At 72.0% G+C, this 7392-nt stretch carries 4 protein-coding genes and 1 pseudogene; all 5 read left to right on the top strand.

What is annotated here, in order from left to right; genetic code table 11:
• Nucleotides 1-158 precede the first annotated feature (158 nt).
• Nucleotides 159-4199 carry a type VII secretion protein EccCa gene (eccCa, locus tag AC1DVT_RS16405; protein ID WP_477390048.1) on the top strand — a complete coding sequence of 1347 codons (4041 nt, stop codon included), beginning with the start codon at nucleotides 159-161 and terminating at the stop codon, nucleotides 4197-4199.
• Nucleotides 4200-4337: 138 nt separating this feature from the next.
• Complete coding sequence (locus AC1DVT_RS16400) at nucleotides 4338-4661, top strand: hypothetical protein (protein ID WP_477390047.1); 324 nt, start codon at nucleotides 4338-4340, stop codon at nucleotides 4659-4661.
• A gap of 11 nt (nucleotides 4662-4672) precedes the next feature.
• The gene (locus tag AC1DVT_RS16395; protein ID WP_457099499.1) at nucleotides 4673-4984 is read left to right on the top strand and encodes a pore-forming ESAT-6 family protein; all 312 of its coding nucleotides are present in this window, start codon (nucleotides 4673-4675) and stop codon (nucleotides 4982-4984) included.
• A gap of 20 nt (nucleotides 4985-5004) precedes the next feature.
• Entirely contained in the window at nucleotides 5005-5349 is a 345-nt protein-coding gene (locus AC1DVT_RS16390) for a DUF6507 family protein (protein ID WP_477390046.1), read from the top strand.
• Nucleotides 5350-7392, top strand: a pseudogene (locus tag AC1DVT_RS16385) (hypothetical protein); the annotation flags it as partial.

Raw genomic sequence — 7392 nt, 5'->3', positions numbered from 1 at the left:
GCCGTGGTCCGCATGATGTCGTCCGACGCCTGGCCGGTCGTCGGCATCCCGTTCGATCGCGGACTGCGCGGCGAGGGACGGCCGAGCGGCCGGTCCACGCATCGCGCCCTGCTGCAGCTCGCCGCGACGGTGCTCTCGGGCCGGAAGGCGGAAGAGCGGTGACGCTCCGCATCGTCCATCGGCCGGCGCGCGTGACGCAGCCCCTGGAGGCGCCCGCTCCGATCGTCCTCGCTCCACCGCCCCCGATCGGCGAGGGTTCGACGCCGTTTCCGCTGCAGTCGCTCCTGCCCATCCTCGGCAGCCTCTCGTCGATCACGATGATCGTGCTGCTGCGCAACAACCCCGTCATGGTCGTGGTCGGCGCCGTCATCCTCGTCGTCGCGCTCGTCGGCGGCCTCGGCATGGCGTTCACGGCCCGCGGCAATGCCGCCCGCCAGCGACGCGTGCAGCGCGAGCGCTACCTGGACTACCTCGAGGAGCAGCGCGGCGCCGTACGCGAGGTCGCCGAGACGCACCTCGCTGAGGCGCTCGCCCTCGATCCGGCACCCGCGACGCTCGTCGAGGTCGGGGCGAACCCCGCGCGGCGATGGGAGCGGCGCCCCGGTGATGCCGACTTCCTGCGGGTGCGGATCGGCACGGGCGACCTCCGCGCCGTCGATGTGCTGCTCCCGCCCGAGCAGAACCCCGTGCAGCCGTTCGACCCCGTCATGAAGGGTGCCGCGACCCGGCTCGTGCAGTTCGCGGGTGTCGCGCAGGGCCTCCCCGCGGTGCTCGACCTCGAGCGCGGGGGCCATGTCTCGATCGTCGGGCGACGCGAGGACACCGTGGGCCTGTGCCGCGCGATCGCCGCGCAGATCGGTGCGCTGCACTCGCCCGACGACGTGCACGTGGCCGCCGTCGTCCCCGCCGCCGCGCGCGGCGAGTGGCAGGGGCTCGACCTCCTGCCCCACGCGTCGGCGGCGAGTCCGCCACCCGGGCAGGCGGCCGCGCGGCGCATCGCGCCGACCTTGTCCGAGCTCTTGGCCCTCCTCTCCGAAGAGCTGCGCGACCGCGTCGCCTCCGCCGCCGCCACCCGGCGCAGCGGCCGGCGCACGAAGCCCGCGCGTCTCGTCATCTTCATCGACGAGGGGACGGATGCCGCGACCCCGCTGCCGCGCCTGGACTCGGCGCTGGATCTCGCCGACCTCGGCATCACCGTCATCCACGTCGTCGACGACCGGGTGAAGGAGCCCTCTGCCGTCTCGGCGCGTGTGACGCTCGCTGACGACGGCACGGCGCGGATCGAGACGCCGGKCACGGGCGCGGACGCCGTGGTCGGCAYCCGCCCCGATCCCGTGCCCCCGGCGCTGCTCGACGTGATCGCGCGTCCACTCACGGGGCTGCGGCTCAGCCGGACGAGCGCGGTCGATGCGCAGACGACACTCGCTCCTGACATCACCGAACTCCTCGGCATCGCCGACGTGGACGCGATCGACCTGGCCGAGGCGTGGCGACCGCGCACGGCCGGCGACTTCCTGCGGGTGCCGATCGGCGTCGACGACCGCGGCGCGCCCGTGCTCCTCGACCTCAAGGAGTCGGCCCAGTTGGGCATGGGCCCGCACGGCATCTGCATCGGCGCGACCGGCTCGGGCAAGAGCGAGCTGCTGCGCACGCTCATCCTGGGTCTCGCGCTGACGCACTCCCCGGACGACCTCAGCATGATCCTCGTCGACTACAAGGGCGGCGCAGCCTTCGCGCCGTTCGCCGGCCTTCCGCACGTCGCCGGCATCATCGACAACCTCGCCGATGACCCGCAGCTGACCGAGCGCGCCCGCGCGAGCATCCAGGGCGAGGTCGTGCGCCGGCAGCGTCTGCTGAAGGATGCCGGGAACGCGGCATCCATCGGCCACTACCGCCGACTGCGGCGCGAACGTCCGGACCTCCCGGCCCTCCCGCACCTGTTCCTCGTGATCGACGAGTTCGGCGAGCTGCTCACGGCCGAGCCCGACTTCGTCGAGCTGCTCCTCACGATCGGACGCATCGGCCGGTCGATCGGCGTGCACCTGCTGCTGTCGAGCCAGCGGATCGAGGGCGGTCGGCTGCGGGGCCTCGACACCTATCTCTCGTACCGCATCGGGCTGCGGACCTTCTCGGAGTCGGAGTCGGCCGTCGTGCTCGACACACCCGATGCCTTCCACCTTCCCGCGATCCCCGGGTTCGGCTACCTCAAGGTCGACACGTCCGTCTACACGCGCTTTCGCGCCGGTTATGTGTCGGGCGCGGTGCCCGCGCCGATGGAGGCCGGACCTGGGCGGTCCGAAGCGCCGACGCTCCTGGAGCTGCCGCCGTACGATCGGGCCGCCGATGACGACGCCGAGCCGCTGGCGTCGCCGGCCATGCCGGAGGCTCCCACCACGGGCCGCACGCTCGTCGAGGCCACCACCTCCCGTCTCACGCGGGGCGTCGTGCGCACGAAACCCGTCTGGCTGCCGCCGCTGCCCCCCGTGCTGACGCTCGGGGGCGTCCTGTCGACGACGGAGGGCCGCGGAGGGCTGCGCGCACCCCTCGGCCTGCTCGACGACCCGAGCCGCCAGCAGCAGGCGCCGTGGCTGCTCGACCTCACCCGGTCGGGCGGGCACGTCTCGATCACGGGAGCGCCCCAGTCGGGGCGGTCGACGTTCCTGCGGACGCTCGCGGCATCCCTCGCCTTCACGCATTCACCGCGCGAGGTGAGCATCTACGGCATGGACCTCACCGGGGGCGGACTCGCCCGCATCGAGCCGTTCCCGCACGTCGGCGGCGTGGCGACGCGCGGTCACCGCGAGCGGCTCTCCCGCCTGCTCGAAGAGCTCACGGCGATGCTGGCCGTGCGCGAGCGGGTCTTCCGCGAGCACGGCCTCGACACGCTCGCCGACATGCGCCGCCAGCACGCCGACGGGCGTCTCCCCGAGTTGCCGAGCGCCGACGTCGTGCTGCTCGTGGACGGTCTCGGCGCGCTGCGCACGGAGTTCGAAGACCTCGAGCAGCCGTTCGGCCAGCTGCTCGAGCGCGGGGGAAGCTTCGGCGTCCATGTCGTTGTGACGCTGTCGCGCTGGAGCGAGCTGCGCCTCAATCTGCAGGGCCTGGTCGGCACGCGACTGGAGCTCAAGCTCAACGACCCGTCCGACTCGCAGATCGCGCGCAAGCTCGCTTCGACCCTCCGCGCCGACGAGCCTGGGCGCGTGCTGACCGACGACAGGCTCTTCGCGCAGGTCGCCCTGCCGCTGCTGGAGGAGGTCGACGACGCCGATTTCGGCGAGGCCCTCGAACGCATCGCGCGCGAGAGCGCGGCCCGCTGGGGCGGGCCAGGGGCAGCGCCCATCCGTCTGCTCCCCGAGGACCTCGCGCCCCTCGAGCTGCCCGACGCCCTGGACGAGCCGGACGAGATCCCGCTGGGCCTGCGGCAGGACACGATGACTCCGGCCTTGGTCGACCTCGCCGGCCGCGACCCCCACCTCCTGGTGCTGGGTGACTCGCGCTGCGGCAAGACGACGGTGCTCCGCGGCCTCGCCCAGGGCGCGATCGACCGGCACTCGCCCGAGGAGCTCGTGATCGGGCTCATGGACGCCCGCGGCGAACTCGCCGGCGACATCCCCGACGACTACCTCGGCGGCCACGCCACCTCGGGGCGCCAGGCGCGCCAGCTCGCCGAGTCCATCGCCGCAGAGCTCGAGAAGCGCGCGGCCGACCGCAGCGCCGGCGGTCCGCGCATCCTCGTGATCGCCGACGACCTCGACATCCTCGCCGCCGGCGGAGCCGAGCCCCTGCGTCCACTCCTGCCCTACCTCGCCTCGGCGCGCGACCTGCGGCTCAACGTCGTCGTCAGCCGTCCCGTCGCGGGTGCCTCGCGCGCGATGTTCGACGTCGCACTGCAGGGCGTGCGCGATACCGGCGCCACGGCGCTCATCATGTCGGGCGACCGCGGCGAGGGTCAGCTGCTCCCCAAGCTCTACGCCGAGCCGATGATCGCCGGACGAGGCCGCCTCGCTCGTCGCGGCGAGCGTCCCGCGCTCGTTCAGGTCGCCCATTTCGAGCCCGCGGCGTTGACGGATGCGGCAGCCCCCACCGAAGAGCCGGCACAGGATGCCGCGCCCGCGGCGCCGCCGGAGCTCCAGGACGCCGCCCTGCCGACGACCACGGCCGCCCTGCCGACGCGCTGGGAGCGGCGCGATGCCCCATGAACGCCTGCCGCGCAACCCCCCATTCGGGGGACATGCCCTTTCGCGGGTTTGGGTTAGCCTGTCTGAGTTCCACAAATGTCGAATCCGGCGACGCACCTCTCGCCGCCGAGAAGGGATGACACGCGGATGAAGTTCGCAATGGGCGCAGATACCCTCACCGTGCTGACGAAGGCGACCTCGGGATCGAGCGACGACCTGTCGGTGCTGGTTCGCCAGCTGTTCGAGGCGGCCGAGCCGCTCGAAGGGCGCTTCCAGGGCGCGGGTCGCGCCGCGTTCGACCGCTTCAAGGGACGCACCGACGCGATCTCGGCTGAGCTGAAGGCGTCGCTGGACGGCGTGCTCGGCGGAATCGGCGGCATGAACCGCTCGTTCCTCGAAGGCGAGTCCGCCATGGTGGACCAGACCCAGAGCCTCGAGGCCGGGTCGTCGTTCGACGCCGCCCGGTTCGGCAGCGGAAAGTAGGGGAGGCGACCATGGCGAATCAGAGCGACCGTCGCGACTACGACATCGCGGCATCCCAGAACGCGCAGGACAACTTCAACCGCGTCGCGGCGCAGCTTGAAGCGCTGATCGACCAGCGCGACCGCGATGTGCAGGCGGCGATGGCCGACTACGCCGCGGAGGGCGTGTCGGAGGACTACCGTGCGAAGGAGACGCGCTGGAAGAACGCCGCCGCCGAGGTGCGCGGCATCATCCACACGCTGCGCTCCTCGCTCGAGCGCAACGACGAGTCGGCACAGGACGCGCTGCGCAAGGCGCGCGCGGCCGTCGAGTCGATCGGCTGAGCGCGCTGCGCGACTGATCCATGACGCACTGGAGCATCCAGCCGTCGGGGGTCGTGGCGGTGCTGGCAGACGTCAACACCTACGCGGTCGCCTTGGGCGAGGCACTGAACGGGTTGGCGCCCGCGATGCAGGGCGCCGTCACGGCGACGCAGTCCGGCGCCATCTCCGAGGCGGTGCAGGCCTACTTCACCCAGGAGGAGGGCCCGCGCATCGAGGGCATGAGCGCCCGCATCGGCGCCGCGGCATCCGGTGTCGTGAAAGCCACCGAGGCGTACGTCGCGGGTGACCTCGAGATGGCAGCGAACGCGCAGTCGGCCTCCGTGGCCGCCGTGTACCCTGYCCACCTGCCGCCGGGGGTGATGTGAGTGCCGTCCGCCATCGACCCGAGCCAGATTCCGGGTAAGGACATCGATCCCGATGCGATCGACGCGAACGCGTCGACGATCGGCACGATCGCCGGGGCGGTGCGCGACAACGGTTCGGGTGTGCACCTCAAATGGCAGGGCATGGCCGGGGTCTATGAGGCGCCCGAGTCGGGGACGCTCCTGAGGCTCATGCAGCCGGTGTCGTCTCAGGCGACGACGGCGGGCGACAACCTCGAGACCGTCTCGGGTGCGCTGCAGCAGTTCGCAGCGGACGTGCGGCCCATCAAAGCCGAATTGGACGCGCTCCGCCTGCAGGCGGAGGCGTTTCGCACCGAGATCGACGGCGGCGTCTCGGTGCGGGAGCTCAACCCCGCCTACATCAGCGCGCAGGGCTACTCGGGCTCATGGAACGCCTACGGCGCCACCGACACGACCAGCCCGGCGACCGACATCCCGCAGTACCGCAGCGTCACGAAGGAGTGGCACGAGGTCCAGGAGTACGTCGACCGCAACAACGACCTCATCGCGCAGGTCAACGCGCAGCAGGTGGCCCTGTGGGATGCCGAGCGGACGGCGGCGAACAAGATCCGCGCCCTCTACGGCGCGTCGCCCCTGCACGCGTACGAATCGGAGAACGATCCGCTCGGCTACGGGCTGAGCGAGATCCCCGAAGGCACCGAGATGCCGTGGGGTGCTCCCGTCGAGCGATCCGAGGGCTGCGGTGAGGCCACCGCGAAGTTCGTGTTCAAGGACTTCCTCTGGGAGGGCCTCCTCGTCGGCGGTGTCGGGGGCACCATCCAAGGCCTCGGCACGCTCGTGCTCGGCTACAACCCCGCCACGGGCGACTGGTTCTCCGGCGACGCCTACGGTGCCGCGTGGGGCGGCCTCGGCCTGCTCGTCGCGTCGGGCGTGATGAACTCTCCCGTGCTCGGCCCGCTCCTGTGGGCCGACCAGGGCATGGCGGCGTTGGGCGGCGGCGGATTCCTCCCCCAGGAGATTCGCGACTTCAAGGCGCAGGCCGACGAAGCCGCCCTCAACACCGGCAAGGCCCTCATCGCATGGGATCAGTGGGCCGACGACCCCGGCACCGCCCTCGGCGAGTCGGTCTTCAATGTCGGCACGATCCTCATCCCCGCCGGCGCGGCCATCGCGGGCGTGAAGACAGCCGGGACCGCGGCATCCGTCCTCTCCAAGATGGCCCGCGTGGTCGACCTGATCGACCCGGCATCGCTCGCCGTGAACGGCGCGGTGCGGCTCGGGGAGGTCGGCCTGGGCTCACTCGACAACCTCATCGGCGGCCTCGACCTCGGCGCGAAGCTCGACCCGCCGCACATCGAGGTCTTCACGGCGACGGACTCGGCATCCGCCATCAAGGCCCTCGATGACTGGGGCGTCGACCTCAACACGGTGACCGCCCACGTCGACGACTTCGGCGCCCACACGCTCGAGTTCCCCGGCGGGAAGATCGAGATGCCCGCGGCCACGTTCGACAACGCCCTCGGCGGCATCCGCGGGGCGGACGGCGGATTGGATGCCTCGATCCCGGCGCACGTCCGCGAGCCCGAGCTCGTCGGAGCAGGCGGCGTGCGCGGCGAGACCAGCCCCGGTGCCGTGAACTCCACCGTCGACGAGGCGCCCGTCCGCACCGAGACGGGCGGGTCGGGCGAGTCGACGATCGTGCGCGAGCCGGAGACCACGACGGGTGGCGGCGATGACGGCTCGGGCTCCGGAGGAGCCGACTCCGGCGGCGGTGGCGGGCATGGGCCGGAGGGTGAGCTCAGCGGCTCGCCGGACGGTATCGACGATGCCGGTCAGTCCGCCAACCCCACGGAACCCGCCGATGCCGGCCAGCTGGAGTATCGACCGTTCCCGGGCGATCATGCGCCGGCGGTGATGATCGACGACTCCCTCGTCGATCATCAGATCCTCGCCCGGCTCGATCCCGTCACCGGCCCCGACAGCGCGACCTTCTGGTCGGGTCGCGTCCTCGACGAGGACGGAGTCGTCATTCCCGATGCGGCAATGAACGGGGCGGCGGACCTC

It is taken from the genome of Microbacterium sp. P2_F9 (genome assembly GCF_056403635.1).
This window is presented reverse-complemented; position numbering and strand designations above follow the sequence as displayed.

What these genes read in the sequence shown, in the direction of transcription:
- AC1DVT_RS16400 (WP_477390047.1), top strand. Translation starts at nt 4,338, where the DNA reads ATGGGCGCAGATACCCTCACCGTGCTGACGAAGGCGACCTCGGGATCG.
- AC1DVT_RS16395 (WP_457099499.1), top strand. Translation starts at nt 4,673, where the DNA reads ATGGCGAATCAGAGCGACCGTCGCGACTACGACATCGCGGCATCCCAG.